The 16,858-nt window shown below is 36.9% G+C and carries 17 protein-coding genes; 14 read left to right on the top strand and 3 right to left on the bottom strand.

Translation table 11 applies throughout. The annotated features are described in order from the left end of the window. Positions 1-41: 41 nt before the first annotated feature. From RBU59_RS04025 to glmS, 3 genes are all read right to left on the bottom strand, one after another. Positions 42-545, bottom strand: coding sequence for a flavin reductase (locus RBU59_RS04025; RefSeq protein WP_308146593.1), 504 nt, complete (start codon positions 543-545; stop codon positions 42-44). Between the two features lie 157 nt (positions 546-702). Continuing rightward, positions 703-1,257, bottom strand: a complete 555-nt coding sequence (locus tag RBU59_RS04020) for a chloramphenicol phosphotransferase CPT family protein (RefSeq protein ID WP_308146592.1) — start codon at positions 1,255-1,257, stop codon at positions 703-705. Positions 1,258-1,741: 484 nt separating this feature from the next. Next, positions 1,742-3,565, bottom strand: coding sequence for a glutamine--fructose-6-phosphate transaminase (isomerizing) (gene glmS, locus RBU59_RS04015; RefSeq protein ID WP_308146591.1), 1,824 nt, complete (start codon positions 3,563-3,565; stop codon positions 1,742-1,744). A 903-nt stretch (positions 3,566-4,468) separates the two neighbouring features. Here glmS and rhaB point away from each other — a divergent pair. The 14 genes from rhaB to RBU59_RS03945 all read left to right on the top strand — a co-directional run bounded on the left by rhaB (position 4,469) and on the right by RBU59_RS03945 (position 16,691). Beyond that, positions 4,469-5,887, top strand: coding sequence for a rhamnulokinase (gene rhaB, locus RBU59_RS04010; RefSeq protein WP_308148539.1), 1,419 nt, complete (start codon positions 4,469-4,471; stop codon positions 5,885-5,887). A 158-nt stretch (positions 5,888-6,045) separates the two neighbouring features. Next, positions 6,046-7,299 carry an L-rhamnose isomerase gene (locus RBU59_RS04005; RefSeq protein WP_308146590.1) on the top strand — a complete coding sequence of 418 codons (1,254 nt, stop codon included), beginning with the start codon at positions 6,046-6,048 and terminating at the stop codon, positions 7,297-7,299. 359 nt (positions 7,300-7,658) lie between these two features. Beyond that, positions 7,659-8,456 carry a class II aldolase/adducin family protein gene (locus tag RBU59_RS04000; RefSeq protein WP_308146589.1) on the top strand — a complete coding sequence of 266 codons (798 nt, stop codon included), beginning with the start codon at positions 7,659-7,661 and terminating at the stop codon, positions 8,454-8,456. A 51-nt stretch (positions 8,457-8,507) separates the two neighbouring features. After that, the gene (locus RBU59_RS03995; RefSeq protein ID WP_308146588.1) at positions 8,508-9,152 is read left to right on the top strand and encodes a GlcG/HbpS family heme-binding protein; all 645 of its coding nucleotides are present in this window, start codon (positions 8,508-8,510) and stop codon (positions 9,150-9,152) included. Further along, positions 9,146-10,540 carry an aldehyde dehydrogenase family protein gene (locus RBU59_RS03990; protein ID WP_308146587.1) on the top strand — a complete coding sequence of 465 codons (1,395 nt, stop codon included), beginning with the start codon at positions 9,146-9,148 and terminating at the stop codon, positions 10,538-10,540. The genes RBU59_RS03995 and RBU59_RS03990 overlap by 7 nt, the downstream gene beginning before the upstream one ends. A gap of 63 nt (positions 10,541-10,603) precedes the next feature. After that, positions 10,604-11,809 carry a zinc-dependent alcohol dehydrogenase gene (locus tag RBU59_RS03985; protein ID WP_308146586.1) on the top strand — a complete coding sequence of 402 codons (1,206 nt, stop codon included), beginning with the start codon at positions 10,604-10,606 and terminating at the stop codon, positions 11,807-11,809. A 20-nt stretch (positions 11,810-11,829) separates the two neighbouring features. Continuing rightward, positions 11,830-12,144 carry a BMC domain-containing protein gene (locus tag RBU59_RS03980; RefSeq protein ID WP_308146585.1) on the top strand — a complete coding sequence of 105 codons (315 nt, stop codon included), beginning with the start codon at positions 11,830-11,832 and terminating at the stop codon, positions 12,142-12,144. 116 nt (positions 12,145-12,260) lie between these two features. Then, positions 12,261-12,536, top strand: coding sequence for a propanediol utilization microcompartment protein PduA (pduA, locus tag RBU59_RS03975; RefSeq protein WP_161838678.1), 276 nt, complete (start codon positions 12,261-12,263; stop codon positions 12,534-12,536). Between the two features lie 157 nt (positions 12,537-12,693). Continuing rightward, positions 12,694-12,978 (top strand): BMC domain-containing protein, encoded by a 285-nt coding sequence (locus tag RBU59_RS03970; protein ID WP_308146584.1) that lies wholly within the window; start codon positions 12,694-12,696, stop codon positions 12,976-12,978. Between the two features lie 308 nt (positions 12,979-13,286). After that, positions 13,287-13,565, top strand: a complete 279-nt coding sequence (locus tag RBU59_RS03965; protein ID WP_139241294.1) for a BMC domain-containing protein — start codon at positions 13,287-13,289, stop codon at positions 13,563-13,565. Between the two features lie 191 nt (positions 13,566-13,756). Beyond that, positions 13,757-14,401, top strand: a complete 645-nt coding sequence (gene pduL, locus RBU59_RS03960) for a phosphate propanoyltransferase (protein ID WP_308146583.1) — start codon at positions 13,757-13,759, stop codon at positions 14,399-14,401. Positions 14,402-14,506: 105 nt separating this feature from the next. After that, positions 14,507-14,773: a EutN/CcmL family microcompartment protein gene (locus RBU59_RS03955; protein ID WP_308146582.1), complete on the top strand. Its 267-nt coding sequence runs from the start codon at positions 14,507-14,509 to the stop codon at positions 14,771-14,773. Between the two features lie 9 nt (positions 14,774-14,782). Beyond that, positions 14,783-16,120 carry a 4Fe-4S dicluster domain-containing protein gene (locus RBU59_RS03950; protein WP_308146581.1) on the top strand — a complete coding sequence of 446 codons (1,338 nt, stop codon included), beginning with the start codon at positions 14,783-14,785 and terminating at the stop codon, positions 16,118-16,120. Positions 16,121-16,142: 22 nt separating this feature from the next. Next, positions 16,143-16,691 carry a BMC domain-containing protein gene (locus RBU59_RS03945; protein ID WP_308146580.1) on the top strand — a complete coding sequence of 183 codons (549 nt, stop codon included), beginning with the start codon at positions 16,143-16,145 and terminating at the stop codon, positions 16,689-16,691. Positions 16,692-16,858: the final 167 nt, after the last annotated feature.

Below are 16,858 nucleotides of genomic sequence, written 5' to 3'. Positions count from 1 at the left end.
TTTGAAATAATAAACCCGTTTAAGATAATTCTAGTCTGTCATTATTCTTTTTCGAATATTTTTGATATTTCTGCTATATAGAGATAATGATAATCTTTTTCCGGGTAATGGATTCCGGGCAATTTGGTATCAATGAAGCTTTTTTCTTCATATTGCTGTTTAAATAATTTTTTACAGAATAATACGGTGTTAGCTTCTGAGAAATAAGGAATCATATCCTCGTGAAGAATTGTTAAACCGGATTTTGGTACCTTATCTTCGTCACGGCCGGAAACGGTACCTAAATAACCTAAAACTTTATGAAAACTGTCATCATAAAAACTTAAGGAAAAAGAATCTGCTGCATCAACAAATTCTTTGGTATAGCGCTGCGGGCGGATAACAATAAATGCAACATTTTTACCCCACATAATACCAAGTCCGCCCCAGGAAGCGGTCATTGTATTTATTTTACCCTCTTTTTCCGCTGTAATTAACATCCAATCCTGACCGATCATTTGAAAAGGATTACCCTTAAGTTGTGCGGGTGAAATTTCTTTAAACATGTTTTGCAACTCCTTTCTAATCTTAAGAATACAAAAATACCTCTAAAGAAAGATATTAATTTACATTATAATACTATATTATTCCCAGAAGCAAGTAAAAAGATAATCTTATGTTTCCTATTTATTTAATAAGATATGTAACCTAATAACCTGTTTGCTATATGATTTCATTTTTATATCTATCATACATTTCCGTAAATGCTTTTGAAAATTCATATGTAACCAGCTTATCCGTAATCAGCTGTGCACATTCTGATATTGTGTTATTAAAGGTATCCACTTCAATATCATATATCTCATTTTTATGAAAAAACTCCAATTGCTCTTTAGCTTGACCCACCCTTCTATTTCCACGTTCCTTTTCCCTGCGCTCTAACTCATTCAGTGGGCAATGAACACCAACAAATAAAACAGGGTAATCCTTTAACAGATTTATGCAATCTAACAGCATTGATTTTTTGTAAAAGACATGGTCAATGATAACATTTGCTTTTAGCTTAGTAAAGGTTACTATACAGTTATGCAGTAAATTTATCATACTTTCACAAACTTCATTATCGTAACCAAAATATTTTTGAGGCATCATAAAAAAAAATGTGTCATAAGACAAATGAAAATATGGCTCTTGCAAAACCTTTTGCAATTCCTTTGCCAAAGTAGTCTTACCTGAGCTTGATACTCCATTAAGTAAAATTATTTTCCCGAATTCCATTATTAATCCCCCTTAATACAATATGGTTTTTATTCTGCTGCAATCATTATTTGTTCTTACTATTCTCATTTTTATCCTTTCCAAATTTAGGATAAATTAATTATAAATGGGAAATTAAGTAAAAAACAGTCTGTTTTTTATGGTAATTATGTGTTATAATATAAGTGTAAAAAAAGATATTTTTCTTTTGTGATAGTTTTCATTGATAATCTGGCTGACCAATCGATTACAGAGGCGGAACCGGTTAAACTATTTTCTAACACTGCTTATGTAACAGAATCTTTATAATAAAAGAGCACCATATGAAAGAATGAGTAAATCCCTTTCCTACAATGATGCTTTTTTATTATATAAACTTTTTTGACGTTCCTTAGAAGATTAGGTATAGAACCATAAAATATTGTAATATTTATCAAGTTACCTATTATATACCAAATTCACTTGTATTTATTTATCAAGAACCAGTCTTTAATTTTAATAAAAACTATTCCACAGTAACGGATTTTGCTAAGTTACGAGGCTGATCCACATTTAATCCACGGTGAACAGAAGTATAATAAGCCAGTAACTGCAATACAACGGCTGTTGTAAAGGGTGCCATAGTGTCCGATAACTTAGGCAAAGTAATATGATAATCGTAAATGGAAGAATCTACATCGGATTCGCCATTGGTTATTAATATAACCAAGGCTTCTCTTGCACGTACCTCACGGATGTTAGAAATCATTTTGTTATATACATTGGACTGGGTAGCCAGTGCGATTACCGGTATACCCTCAGTAACAAGTGAAAGAGTGCCATGCTTTAATTCTCCGGCGGCATAAGCTTCCGAATGGATGTAGCTGATTTCCTTTAATTTAATAGAACCCTCGCAGGACAGAGCATAATCAAGTCCGCGTCCAATAAAAAATAAATCTTCTTTTTCCGATAGATTTAAGCAGATCTTATTGATTTCATCTGCCAAAGTCAGAGTCTTTTCAATAGCTGGAATAACAGCTTGCAGTTCTTCAATTTGCTTCACACAATCATTTTCTGTAATTGTACCTTTTATTAATGCAAAATGATATGCAATAAGATACAGACAAGATAACTGTGCGGTATATGCTTTGGTACTTGCAACAGCAATTTCGGGGCCTGCGTGAGTATATAATACATAATCACTTTCTCTTGCTATGGACGAACCTTTCACATTAACGATAGATAAAGTTTTGGACTGATGTTCATTAGCGAGCCTTAGTGCAGCTAATGTATCTGCCGTTTCTCCGGATTGGGAAATTGTAATAAGCAATGTATTAGTATCAATAATCGGATCCTGATAACGAAATTCCGAAGCTATTTCAACGGTAACCGGTATGCGAAGCAATTTTTCCATCATCACTTTACCTACTAATCCTGCATGCATAGCAGTACCGCATGCAACGATTACAATTCGATGGATATGATCAAATACCTGATCCGGTATTTCATCCGCAGAAAAGTCGGGAAGCCGTTTGTTTTTAATACGAGGTGCGATGGTTGAACGGATCGATTCAGGCTGTTCATGGATTTCTTTTAACATAAAATGCGGATATCCACCTTTCCTGGCTGCCGTCATATCCCAATTAACGTGAAGCATTTTGGGATTAATAATAACATCGTCTAAATCAGTAACTGTGATATTATCCTTAGTTAAACGCGCAATATGCATTTCCGGCAATACAAAATAGTCTTTGGAATACCTGATTAATGCAACCATATCGGATGCGATAACAGAACCTTCTTTTGTTTGACAGGCAACCAAAGGACTTCCGTTACGCAAACAGTAAATCACCTCAGGTTCATCGGCAAATAGAATGCAAAAAGCGTAAGCACCCTCCAAACGTTTAATGGCTTTTTTTATGGCGGCAACGGCATCACCTTCGTATAAACTGTCTAGTAACATAGCTGCGATTTCTGTATCGGTTTGTGATACAGGATGTTTTCCTAAGGCAGCCAGTTCTAACTCTAAATCATGATAATTTTCAATGATACCATTATGAATTAAAGTAACACGGCCAAATGTATGGGGATGTGAGTTTGTATCAGAGACACCTCCATGAGTAGCCCAACGGGTATGCCCAATACCACAGGTACTGGTAAACTCGGAGGAAGAGGTCACCTTATCACGAAGTGAGGATACCTTTCCGGTTGTTTTAATTGTTTGAATGCTGTTTTTATGAAAGAATGCAATTCCCGCACTGTCATATCCTCGATATTCCAATGCAGTAAGTCCATCCAAAAGTACATTTTTAGCATCTAAGTATCCTGTAAAACCGATAATTCCACACATAAAATAATCTCCTTCCTTATTTTCGCATAACAATAAGCCGAATGAGAATATAATTTTAAGCAAAGAAAACAACAGTTCCTTAGGAGCCCGGGACTGTTTATCTGTCTGTAAATTATAATGGTCATTCAGTTAAAGTACACGAAATAGCAAACCGATTTACGGTTTAAATTTAGTTTTCAATGTTCAGTTTCAGTTTTGATGTTAAGATTCGGTCAAAATTCACAGTATTACTAAGCTTCAATTTAAATATTGAAGTCAGAGCTATACCTAATTCTGATTTCTTGGTTATGCCGTTTTTGTGTTCCGGTTACCCGGAGTTTTTTCGTCATATCACACATCCAAGTATGTGAGAGAGCATCCGCCGAATAATTCGATGACTCTCTACCTCGTTAACCTCTAAATAAAAGGAGTATTTCTTACTTTTAAAAGTGTTATTTACTCCAAGGAGTGTTTTAACTCACAAGAGTGTTTTTACTCTTTAGAGCGTTTATTACTCTTTGCCCAATAGAGGTGCATGGCGCTAATTTAAACATTTCTGTTAGACAGATCTTGGGTTGACCTAATTAATGAGTTAAGATTATCACAAAATCAATATATGTATTAACACTCCTTTCTGTTACTAGTTTAAAGTGATTCAGCAACTTTGATTCTTACGATGGTGTCATGGTAACATGAAAATGAAGAAAAGTCAATGTAACTGTAAGTAAAATTACATTTTATATAATATTTTCTTGTGCAAATAAGGACGTAAGCTAAATTAAATAACGTCCTTAATTTTTTATGTAATTACGGTATAATAAATTTATGAGAAGTTGGTTTGAACTTTCTGATAAAAGGCAGTGTATATGCCGAACATACATCCGATTTCAGGAGAATGTATATATGGAGGAAGTGAGGATTTATATGCAGAAATATTATTTAGCAGTAGATATTGGTGCATCCAGCGGCAGGCATATATTAGCATGTCTTAAGAATGGTATAATAACATTAGAAGAAATTTACCGTTTTGAAAATGGAATGGTAAAGAAAGGCGGTAATTTATGCTGGGAACTGGACAGGCTTTTTGAAGAAATCAAAAATGGACTGAAAAAATGTAAAGAAATTGGTAAGATTCCAACCAGTATGGGAATTGATACCTGGGCAGTAGATTTTGTATTATTGGATGCTGAGAATCAGATTCTTGGCAATACGGTAGGGTACCGTGACAAAAGAACTTCAGGTATGGATGTTATAGTTTATAATAAGATTGCTGAAGATGAATTATATAATAGAACAGGTATACAGAAGCAAATTTTTAATACCATATATCAATTAATGGCTGTTAAAACACAAAATCCCGATTATATGGAAAAAGCGGAGAGTTTCTTAATGATACCGGATTATTTTAATTATTTACTTACCGGGAATAAACTTAATGAATATACCAATGCAACAACAACACAACTGGTAAATCCGATAACGAAAGATTGGGATGATGATTTAATAAACCAATTAGGATTTAACAGAAAGATATTCTGTGAAATCTCTCTCCCTAAGACGGTGGTTGGTAAGTTTTCAGATCAGGTAAAGGAAGAAATCGGATTTGACTGTGAAGTAATATTACCGGCTACCCATGATACTGGTTCTGCCGTATTATCTGTTCCTGCCAATGATGATGATTATATATATATCAGTTCGGGAACCTGGTCATTAATGGGGATTGAAAGAATGGAGGCAGAATGCAGTCAGGTAAGCAAAGCTGCGAACTTAACTAACGAAGGTGGTTATGATTATCGTTTCCGTTATCTGAAAAATATCATGGGATTATGGATGATACAGTCTGTCAGGCATGAATTAAACGATGTTTTCTCCTTTGCAAAGTTATGTGAACTGGCAAGGGAAGCCAATGTTTTTACGTCCAGAGTTAATGTAAATGCAGATTGTTTCTTATCTCCTGATAATATGACGGAAGCAGTAAAGAAATACTTGAGAGATACAAATCAGAAAGAGCCTGCTACGGTTGGAGAACTTGCTGCCTGTATTTATCATAGTTTAGCTGAAAGTTACGCTGATACGGTTAAGGAAATTGAAAAGATAACCGGAAGAACATATTCCAGAATTCATATAGTAGGCGGCGGATCCAATGCAGATTATTTAAGTGAACTAACTGCAAACTATACAAAAAAGGCTGTATATGCCGGTCCGACAGAGGCAACAGCAATTGGTAACATACTTGCACAAATGCTGAAAGCAGATGAATATAAAACTCTAGAGGATGCAAGAACGAGTGTATTCAATTCTTTCCCTATTAAGGAATTTAATAGAAATTGTAAAACTATATAATTATATGAATCTACCATACAATTGATACTTATTTCTAATTTCAATTGCTCTCTGGGTTAGTTCAGCTTAGTAATTTATTAATTGCTTGGCTCACCGATGCAATATTTAGTTTTTCCCAATTATTTAATAAGAATAGAAATGTAAAGGAGAATAGAATAATGACAACAAAACAAAGATATGAATCAGCAAAAGAAATCTATAATAATATCGGTATAGATACCGATGAGGTGTTAAATCGTTTAAAAAATATATCTATTTCCATGCACTGCTGGCAAGGGGATGATGTAGCCGGATTTGAAGGTGACGGACAGTTATCCGGTGGTATTCAGGCAACCGGTAATTATCCCGGTAAAGCCAGAAATCCGGAAGAACTAATGGCAGACATCGATAAGGCACTTAGTCTCATTCCGGGAACTCACAGAATAAACCTGCATGCAAACTATGCAATTTTTGCGCCCGGTGAAGAGGTGGATCGTGATAAGTTAGAACCGAAACATTTTGCAAAATGGGTAGAATTTGCGAAAGCCAGAGGTCTTGGTTTAGATTTTAATCCTACTTACTTCTCTCATCCGAAGGCTGACGGTTTAACGTTGTCCAGTGAGGATGAATCCATCAGAGAATTTTGGATAAACCACGGTAAAGCCTGCCTTCGAATTTCCGAATATTTTGCAAAAGAGTTAAATAAGCCCTGCTTAATGAATATCTGGATTCCGGACGGCTTTAAAGATATTCCGGCCGACCGGATGAGCCCAAGAGCCAGATTAAAAGATTCACTGGACCAGATATTATCCGTGGATTATGATAGAAAGCTTGTAAATGTTGCGGTTGAATCCAAAGTATTCGGTATCGGTTTGGAAGCCTGCACAGTTGGTTCTCATGAGTTTTACATGAATTACGCTGCTAAAAATAATATTTTATGTTTATTGGATAACGGACATTATCATCCGACGGAAGTAGTTTCGGATAAAATTCCGTCCATGCTTCTTTTCTCAGATAAGCTTGCCCTTCATGTAACAAGGCCCATCAGATGGGATAGTGATCATGTAGTATTATTTGATGATGAATTAAAAGAAATAGCAAAAGAGATTGTAAGGTGTAATGCTCTTGACAGAGTATTAATCGGATTGGATTACTTTGATGCAAGTATCAACCGGGTAGCTGCGTGGGTAGTAGGTATGAGAAATATGCAGAAAGCTCTTTTGTATGCAATGTTATCACCAAGCAAAAAGCTTGCAGAGATACAAAACCAAAGAAATTATACAGAACTTATGATGTTCCAGGAAGAGCTTAAATTCTATCCGTTTGGTGATGTATGGAATTATTTCTGTGAATTAAACAATGTACCTGAAAAAGAAGATTGGTTTAAGGCCATAAAAGAATATGAGATGGAAGTATTAATTAAGAGAGGTTAATTAAGAAAGATAAAATATTTTATTACAATCCCAGTTAAATTATCTAATAGCCATATTTAATATTGTTTTAGTTTTAACTCAAATAGATAGATAAAATTTAATCAAAAAGTTATAAAAGAGAGACAGCCTGATATGAGATGTTCTGTGAGATTCTTTATATCAGGCTGTTTTTTCAATATAAGTTTTCAAAATATATGAAATTCGATTTTAATAATATACATATAAAATAACAAACAAATAATATAACAATAAAAACAACAAAAAACGCAATATAATAGTTGACGCAAATAAATAAAAATGATACAATACAGTTAAACAAACACAAAACAAACAAAAACCACACATAAAGGAGATATTTTATGACATCTGAATACGAAATCAAGAAAGAAATATGTGAAATAGGAAGAAGAATTTATAACAAAGGTATGGTAGCAGCTAACGATGGTAACATTTCCGTTAAATTAAATGATAATGAATTCTTATGCACCCCTACCGGTGTAAGTAAAGGGTTCATGACTCCTGATTACATCTGTAAAGTTGATAAAGACGGTAAAGTAATTCAGGCGAATGGTAATTTTAAACCTTCTTCCGAAATTAAGATGCATATGCGTGTATATAAAGAAAGACCCGATGTTGTTTCTGTAGTTCATGCACATCCTATGTATGCGACAGGTTTTGCTATTGCAGGTATACCTTTAACTCAGCCAATTATGCCGGAAGCAGTTATTTCCCTCGGATGTGTTCCGATTGCGGAATATGGTACACCATCTACGGAAGAGATACCAGATGCAGTTTCAAAATATCTTCCATATTATGATGCCGTATTATTAGAAAACCATGGTGCATTAACATATGCAGATTCTTTATTAGCTGCATACCACAAGATGGAATCCGTTGAATTCTATGCGCAGTTATTATTCATCGCAAAACAAATCGGCGGACCCAAGGAATTAAGCGAAACACAGGTACAAAGATTATACGAAATCCGCAGACAGTTTGGTATGACAGGTAAACATCCTGCAGATCTGTGCCAGAACAAAAAAGACGGAAAAGCAAACTGCTTCGGATGTAACGGCAAAGAACATCAAAGCGCAGATACGAATGAACTGGTTTCCGAAATCACAAAAAGAGTAATTGAACAACTAGGGTTAAAATAAGTGAAGTGACGGATAAGCCACAGAATCATTCTATAGAAAAGGGGAATGATGATGCCTGTTATAAATAAAAAAGAGAATTATAACCTTTCGGATATCTATGATGATTTAAATAAATTAAAGGAATCTATAAATCAATTACTGGATAAGTCTAATCAGATAGAATTAAACAGTAATCTCAAGCTAGTGAAACATAACGTACAAAAAGCTCAGAAACAGATGATTGAATCCGTTGTAAAAAATGTCGTGGGTGAATATATACCAACCCATAAGGAAGAGATAAGAGATATCAGTTTGAGACAAGCTGTTGCGTTAATAGACGAAATAGAGAAAAAAGCAAAAGATATGGGAATGAAAGTCGTAATAGCAGTTTATAGCAGCGCAGCCAGACCGGTTGCTATCCATTGTATGGATGATTCTTATATCGCCAGCTTTGATGTAGCGGAAAATAAAGCATATACATCAGCAGCTTTAAAAATGTCTACCACGGAGCTAAAAAATCTTAGTCAACCCGGACAGGAATTATATGGAATTCAAAATACAAACGGAGGCAAAATTGTTATCTTCGGAGGCGGCGAACCGTTGTTTTTTAAGGGGAAACTAATTGGTGCCCTGGGGGTAAGCGGCGGAACGGAAGAAGAGGATCGGGATCTGGCGGTCTTTGGCAGAAAGAAATTAGAGGAGGTTATGGCGTGGTAAATGAGGCGCAACTAGAAGACATAGTTAAGAAAGTATTACTAAAGCTGCAACCTGAGACAGGAAATAACGGTAACAGTAAGATATTATCCGGTGTCTTTGAAGATATGAACGAAGCAATTAATGCTTCTAAAAAAGCTCAGGCAGTGATGCAGAAATTATCCATGGACTGCCGTGAAAAAATAATAAGCAATATTCGTAAGAAAACCATAGAAAATGCTGAAATTATGGCAAAGATGGGCGTTGAAGAAACCGGTATGGGGAATGTGGGACATAAAATATTAAAACATCAGTTACTGGCAGAAAAAACCCCCGGTACAGAAGATATAACAACAACAGCCTGGTCAGGAGACAGAGGTCTAACCCTGATTGAAATGGGACCTTTTGGGGTCATCGGGGCGATTACACCATGTACCAACCCAAGTGAGACAATCCTTTGTAACAGTATAGGAATGATTGCCGGAGGTAACACTGTTGTATTTAATCCTCATCCGGCAGCGATCAGGGTCTCAAATTTCGCGGTGAACCTGATAAATGAAGCTTCTGTAGAAGTGGGCGGACCTGCCAACGTTGCTGTATCCGTAACAAAACCTACCATGGCAACCAGTGATATCATGTTAAAACATAAAGATATTCCTCTAATTGTCGCCACCGGCGGTCCTGGAGTTGTTACTACAGTACTTTCCTCGGGTAAACGCGGCATCGGAGCTGGAGCTGGAAATCCTCCTGTGCTGGTAGATGAAACAGCAGATATTGAGAAAGCGGCTATGGATATTGTAAATGGCTGTACCTTTGATAACAATCTACCTTGTATCGCAGAAAAAGAAATCGTTGCCGTAAATCAGATCGTTGATGAATTAAAATACCACCTTCTGGAAAACGATTGTTACGAAATATCCAAAGAAGAACAGGATAAATTAACTGCCGTAGTATTAAAAGATAATAAATTAAATAGAAAATGTGTAGGTAAAGACGCTTGTACTTTACTTTCCATGATTGGTATAAATGCTCCTGACAACATAAGATGTATTATCTTCGAAGGAGAGAAAGAACATCCTCTTATTGCAGAAGAGTTAATGATGCCGATACTTGGTATTGTACGTGCAAAAGATATTGATGACGCGATTGAAAAAGCCGTATGGTTAGAACACGGTAACCGTCATTCCGCTCACATGCATTCCAAGAATATAGACAATATCACTCGTTTCGGAAAAGCAATTGATACAGCAATCTTTGTTAAAAATGCACCGTCTTATGCAGCATTAGGATTCGGAGGGGAAGGTTTTTGCACCTTTACGATAGCAAGCAGAACCGGTGAGGGTCTGACATCAGCTCATACCTTTACGAAACAAAGGCGCTGTGTTATGTCCGACAGTCTATGCATAAGGTAAATAGACAAAATAAGATAACTGTATAAGGTTAAGGCAATGGAATTTAATAATGGAGGATTTGTAATGGATGTAAATTCATCAAAAATAGAAGAAATTGTGAAACAGGTTCTGAAAGAAATAACTGGTGCACCCACTGCTGAATCGGCTACTTCTGTTGCAGAAGTTATTCCGAAAACCAGCAGGGCAGCATTACTTTCTAAATTGGAGCAGTTTGAAATAAAAGAATATCCAATTCCTGAGCTGGGTGATGACGATATTCTTGTAAAAGTAGAGGGATGCGGTATCTGCGGTACGGATGCCCATGAATTCAAAAGAGATCCATTTAGCTTGATACCGGTTGTTTTAGGACATGAGGGTACCGGAGAAGTTGTTAAAATGGGTAAAAACGTGAAAAAAGACAGCGCAGGAAAACCTCTTAACATAGGAGATAAGGTTGTTTCCTGTATGATCTTTAAAGACAATCCCGATATTACCATGTTTGACTTAAATAAACAAAATGTAGGCGGAGCGGACGTTTACGGATTGCTTCCGGATGACGACACACATCTTAACGGATGGTTTGCAGATTATATCGTAATCCGCGGCGGTTCCACCATATTTAATGTAAGTGATCTGGATTTAGACTCCAGAATCTTAATTGAACCCTGTGCAGTTCTGATTCATGCTGTGGAAAGGGCTAAAACTACCGGAATCTTAAGATTTAACAGCAGAGTCGTTGTTCAAGGCTGCGGACCGATCGGACTGATCTGTATCGCTGTACTTCGTACCATGGGTATTGAGAATATCGTAGCAGTTGACGGGGAACAGAAGAGGCTTGACTTTGCAAAGCAAATGGGTGCGGAGACCTCTGTAAACTTTAAAGAATACAAAGGAATAGAAGCTTTGGCAAAAGGTGTGGAAAATGCATTCGGCGGACATTTAGCAGATTTTGCATTCCAATGTACGGGTTCCCCGGCAGGACATGCCAATATCTATAAATTTATCCGTAACGGCGGCGGTCTTTGTGAACTTGGTTTCTTCATCAACGGTGGAGATGCCATCATTAATCCTCATTTTGATATCTGCGCAAAAGAAATTACAACGGTTGGTTCCTGGGTATATACCTTAAGAGATTATGCCACCACCTTTGATTTCTTAAAGAGAGCAAAAGGAATCGGTCTTCCTATTGAGAAATTAATCACCCACAAATATCCTTTAAGTCAGATTAACGAAGGATTTGCTACGAATCTTAAAATGGAAGGATTAAAGATTGCTGTTGTAAATGAATAGGAAAAGAAAGGCGTAGATGTATGGTTAATGCTGTTGGAATGATAGAAGTATTCGGTCTTGTTGCTGCTTTTGTTGCAGGAGATGCAGGCTGTAAAGCAGCGAATGTCACGATTGAGACTTTCGATCGAAATAAACCTGCGAATGCAGACAGCCTTCCGGTCCCTTTAATTGTTATGGTAAAGTTTCGTGGAAGTGTAGAAGATGTAAAGGCAGCGGTTGAAGCAGCAGAAACTGCTGCAAACAAAGTATCCGGAGTTATTACAAAGCACGTTATTGCTAATCCGGAAAAGGATACGGAGAAGATGCTTGCCTTAAACGGACTCGATAAAAACTAAGTAGTTCAGAAATTGATAAGTTAATAGACATTCAAGAATAATAGACATTTTATTTAAATATAAATTAAAATTAAACTTTTTAAGCAAGCAATCAATTAATCAGGAGGATAATAAAAATGGCACAAGAAGCTTTAGGAATGGTAGAAACCAGAGGATTAACAGCCGCTATTGAAGCAGCGGATGCAATGGTAAAAGCAGCAGAGGTTGTATTAGTAGGAACAGAAAAAATAGGTTCCGGACTTGTAACAGTTTTAGTGCGTGGTGATGTCGGTGCTGTAAAGGCAGCTACAGAAGTAGGTGCAGCTGCAGCTACAAGACTTGGAGAATTAGTTGCAGTCCATGTAATTCCAAGACCACATACGGATGTAGAAAAAATTCTTCCGAAGATTTGATCTATATTAAAATGGGAGCAAATGTAAAAGGAAACCACTTTTGCATCCCCTGATTATTAGCGTGCCAAAGCACGGAGACGGGAGCAAATGTAAAAAACCACTTTTACATCCCCTGATTTAAAATGTGACAAGGCACATAGACGGGAGCATAACATTTATGAAGTCATACGGATTTATTGAAATCCCAAGCGTAACAGCAGCAATTGAAGCACTTGATACCATGTGTAAAACAGCAGATGTGGAATTCGTTACCTGGGAGAGAAAATTAGGCGGAAGATTGGTGACAATCATTGTACAGGGTGATGTTTCTGCAGTTACACAGGCGGTCGAAACCGCAGCCGGCAGAGCAATGAAACCATGTGTCCACGCCGTAATTCCCAATCCCCATGAAGAGACAGTTAAGATGGTTAATATAAGTGCCGGAAGAATTAGTAAAAAATGATCGAAGATAAATTATGAAACCGCAGATCGCGGGGGTTATCAGCAGAAACCAGGTTGAAAGAAAATTAAAGTAAGAAAGGTCTGCCAAATTTTTATTCTTTCAACTTATTTTTATGGCAGTATCACATCAGTAAATTGATGTGATATGCAATGGGTGTATGTATGGCAGAAGAAAAAAAGCCTGAAGTAAAAGCAATAACAAAAGAGACAATAAAGGAAGACACAAAAGAAGTAAAAGAAACAGGAAAAGAAACTACAAAACCAATTAAAAAAGAAACAGTTAAAACAACTGTTAAGGAGGAAAAAAGAATGGCACAGGAAGCATTAGGAATGGTAGAAACCAGAGGTTTAGTGGCAGCAATTGAAGCTGCAGATGCAATGTTAAAAGCTGCTAATGTAACATTAGTAGGAACAGAAAAAATCGGTTCCGGTCTTGTGAGTGTTATGGTAAGAGGTGATGTTGGAGCTGTGAAAGCAGCGGTTGAATCCGGAGCAAGCTCAGCAAGTAAACTTGGCGAATTAGTTGCTACCCACGTAATCCCAAGACCTCATACAGATGTTGAAAAGATTCTTCCCACATTAAAATAATCTGTTTTGATTCCCAGGATACAGCTCTTTGTAACTGAAAGGTTACATAGGGCTGTAAAACCCATAAAATTCTTTAACAAAGGTGACAATAAAGTTACAGAAAAAGAACATAACAGTACTGTCAATATTAATAAAAACGGAAAGAGTGTTAGGTACAAAATATCTGAATAGGAAAAGAGCAGGTGAATTTCTTGGAAGAAAAAACGATTGAAATGATTACGAAACTTGTAATGGAAGCAATGAATCAACCTAAAGCAATGGAACAGGGATTTATTGTTCCCATTGGCGTATCAGCCAGACATGTCCATCTGACGCAGAAAGATGTGGAAACTTTATTTGGAAGTGGATATGAATTAACCAAGAAAAAAGAATTAATGGGTGGACAGTTTGCATCCAATGAAGTGGTTACCATTGTAGGCTTAAAACTCAGAGCAATGGAAAATGTAAGAATATTAGGACCGGTACGTAAAGAATCCCAGGTAGAAATATCTGCAACCGATGCAATAAAACTTGGTATTAAGACACCAATTAGGGAATCCGGAGATATTAAAGGCTCCGCTCCTATTGCAATTGTAGGTCCCAAAGGTGTAGTTTATTTGCAGGAGGGCTGTATCATAGCAAAAAGACATATCCATATGTCACCGGAAGATGCTGTGAATGCAGGTGTTAAGAATGGTGATACCGTATCCGTAAAGGTAGAAAATGAAAGAGGTACTACATTTAATCATGTACAAATCCGTGTAGACAAAAGTTTCACATTGGAAATGCATATGGATACGGATGAAGCGAATGCAGCTAAAATCAGTACAGGTGATACTGCAGTTATAATAAAATAGAATGTAATGACAGAAGTAAGTGCAGCATAGTTAACAAGGTTGTTACTTAAGTCAATTAAATAAATATAAGGCTTATTCACTTAAAAATGATAAGTAGGTGAGAATATGATCGTAGGTAAAGTTGTGGGCAGTCTAGTAGCAACAAGAAAAAATGAAAATCTGGTAGGCAGTAAATTCTTAATCGTTGAACCGTTTGATTCTATGGAGCAGGGAAAGGGAAGAATCGTTGCAATCGACAATGTTGGAGCAGGTATCGGCGAAATTGTACTTGTTGCAAAAGGCAGTGCGGCACGTATCGGCTGTAATTTGAATGATGCACCTATTGACGCTGCAATTGTTGGAATCGTGGATGATGGAATCGGACTGGAGTAGAGCTGATATATGGATATTAAGGAACTGACAAGCAGGCTTAGGGAATGCGGAATTGTCGGAGCCGGCGGAGCCGGATTCCCAACCTATGCGAAAATAGATAAAAAGGCTGATACGATTATTTTAAATTGTGCAGAATGTGAACCCTTATTAAAAGTTCACAGACAATTACTTCAAAAGTATGCTTACGAAATCATGTCAGCACTTGACATAATAGCAGTAGCTGTAGAAGCCAATGAAGTAATTATATCAGTAAAAGAAACATATACCAAAACAGTAGAAGCGGTAAAAGCGAATCTGGGTTCCTTTCCGGGGATAAAGTTAAAACTGCTTAATGAAGTATATCCCATGGGAGACGAGGTTGTTTTAATTTATGAAACAACAGGTAAAAAGGTACCGCCGGGAAGTATTCCTATTGAAGCAGGTATAGCGGTGTTTAATGTAGAAACAGTATTTAATATATATAAAGCCGTGACCAATAATGAGCCGGTCCATAGTAAATATCTGACAGTTGCCGGTGAAGTGAAGACGCCGATTACTATAAAAGCACCAATTGGAATGTCAGTAGAAGCTGCTGTGGAATTAGCAGGCGGAAGTAAAACAAAAAATCATGTTTATATTATGGGCGGCCCGATGACAGGAAATATTGCAGATGCTTATGATACTGTTAAAAAGACAACCAATGCAATTTTAGTTCTGCAAAGTGACCACACGGTAGTTCATAAAAAAACAGGTAATTCTTCTATTGATATGAAAAGAGCAATGGCCTCCTGCTGTCAATGTGAGATGTGTACGGATTTATGTCCGAGACATTTATTGGGTCATCCCATAACTCCTCATTTATTTATGAGGGCGGCAACCAGCGGAGTCACTCAGGATCTTGCCCCGTTTTTGGATACCATGTTCTGTTGTTCCTGCGGAATCTGTGAAATGTTTGCCTGTCCCCAGGATTTATCTCCAAGAAAATTAATCACGGAATATAAAGCCGGTTTAAGAAATAAAGGAATTCCTATACCAAAGGGAATTCCATCAAAAGATACAGATCCTATGAGAGAATACCGAAAGGTACCTATGGAGCGGTTAACCGCAAGATTAGGGTTATTGGAATATGATGTGGATGCTCCACTTGACGAGAAAGATGTGGCAGCAAGCCAGGTAAAAATCAGCCTTAGTCAGCATATAGGTGCTAAAGCCCTGGCAGTAGTTAAAAAAAATACTCTGGTAAACAGGGGAGACATGATAGCAAAAGCCGAAGAGGGTAAGCTGTCTGCTTCTGTTCATGCCTCTATATCCGGTGAAATCATAGAGGTTAATGACAGTTTTATAATCATAAAATCAATTGGTGACTGAATACAGGGAGGATGTACACTTTATGAGTAAGGCAATTGGAATGGTGGAATACAAAACAGTTTCAACAGGATTATTAGTGGCAGATACCATGTTAAAAACTGCTCAGGTAGAAATAATTGAAGCACAAACGGTTTGTCCCGGTAAATACATCGTATTATTAAGGGGAGACCTTAGTGCAATCAAAACCTGCATAGAAACAGCCAGGACAAGATTCAGTGAACATCTGATTGACAGCTTTATACTGGGTAACCCCCATGAATCCATTTTTGCTGCCATTTATGGTGCAACACAAATTGATAAAATCAATGCTCTTGGTATACTGGAGACATTTTCTGCAGCTTCCATTATCGTTGCAGCGGATGAAGCCGCTAAAACAGCTGAGGTTGAATTAATTGAACTAAGAATCGCAAGAGGCATGTGCGGAAAATCGTATTTAATATTAACAGGTGAAGTTGCTGCGGTAGAAGCTGCTATCACAAAAGCAAAAGCGGCGGTAGGTGAAAATGCTATGCTTTTAGATGCTGCTATTATAGCAAATCCGGATGATAAACTGTGTAAAAGTATATTATAGTGTTATAGGACAAAAACGAAAACGTTATTGTTCAAGGAACTGCTGTTTTTTGCAGGGGAGTGAACAGTTACACAGAAACCATGTTCCTATAATTAAAGGCAAGAATTGGTTTCCAATTTCTGAAAAATTTATTATAATATTACTAATAATAGTTAAAGCGGATAATC

Origin of the sequence: Anaerocolumna sp. MB42-C2, assembly GCF_030913705.1 — a bacterium.
In the GTDB taxonomy this organism is placed as follows: domain Bacteria; phylum Bacillota; class Clostridia; order Lachnospirales; family Lachnospiraceae; genus Anaerocolumna.
Note: the sequence above shows the minus strand (reverse complement) of the source record. Positions and strands in the feature narration are given on the sequence as shown.

What these genes read in the sequence shown, in the direction of transcription:
- RBU59_RS04025 (WP_308146593.1), bottom strand. Translation starts at nt 545, where the DNA reads ATGTTTAAAGAAATTTCACCCGCACAACTTAAGGGTAATCCTTTTCAA.
- RBU59_RS04020 (WP_308146592.1), bottom strand. Translation starts at nt 1,257, where the DNA reads ATGGAATTCGGGAAAATAATTTTACTTAATGGAGTATCAAGCTCAGGT.
- glmS (WP_308146591.1), bottom strand. Translation starts at nt 3,565, where the DNA reads ATGTGTGGAATTATCGGTTTTACAGGATACTTAGATGCTAAAAATGTA.
- rhaB (WP_308148539.1), top strand. Translation starts at nt 4,469, where the DNA reads ATGCAGAAATATTATTTAGCAGTAGATATTGGTGCATCCAGCGGCAGG.
- RBU59_RS04005 (WP_308146590.1), top strand. Translation starts at nt 6,046, where the DNA reads ATGACAACAAAACAAAGATATGAATCAGCAAAAGAAATCTATAATAAT.
- RBU59_RS04000 (WP_308146589.1), top strand. Translation starts at nt 7,659, where the DNA reads ATGACATCTGAATACGAAATCAAGAAAGAAATATGTGAAATAGGAAGA.
- RBU59_RS03995 (WP_308146588.1), top strand. Translation starts at nt 8,508, where the DNA reads ATGCCTGTTATAAATAAAAAAGAGAATTATAACCTTTCGGATATCTAT.
- RBU59_RS03985 (WP_308146586.1), top strand. Translation starts at nt 10,604, where the DNA reads ATGGATGTAAATTCATCAAAAATAGAAGAAATTGTGAAACAGGTTCTG.
- RBU59_RS03980 (WP_308146585.1), top strand. Translation starts at nt 11,830, where the DNA reads ATGGTTAATGCTGTTGGAATGATAGAAGTATTCGGTCTTGTTGCTGCT.
- pduA (WP_161838678.1), top strand. Translation starts at nt 12,261, where the DNA reads ATGGCACAAGAAGCTTTAGGAATGGTAGAAACCAGAGGATTAACAGCC.
- RBU59_RS03970 (WP_308146584.1), top strand. Translation starts at nt 12,694, where the DNA reads ATGAAGTCATACGGATTTATTGAAATCCCAAGCGTAACAGCAGCAATT.
- RBU59_RS03965 (WP_139241294.1), top strand. Translation starts at nt 13,287, where the DNA reads ATGGCACAGGAAGCATTAGGAATGGTAGAAACCAGAGGTTTAGTGGCA.
- RBU59_RS03955 (WP_308146582.1), top strand. Translation starts at nt 14,507, where the DNA reads ATGATCGTAGGTAAAGTTGTGGGCAGTCTAGTAGCAACAAGAAAAAAT.
- RBU59_RS03950 (WP_308146581.1), top strand. Translation starts at nt 14,783, where the DNA reads ATGGATATTAAGGAACTGACAAGCAGGCTTAGGGAATGCGGAATTGTC.
- RBU59_RS03945 (WP_308146580.1), top strand. Translation starts at nt 16,143, where the DNA reads ATGAGTAAGGCAATTGGAATGGTGGAATACAAAACAGTTTCAACAGGA.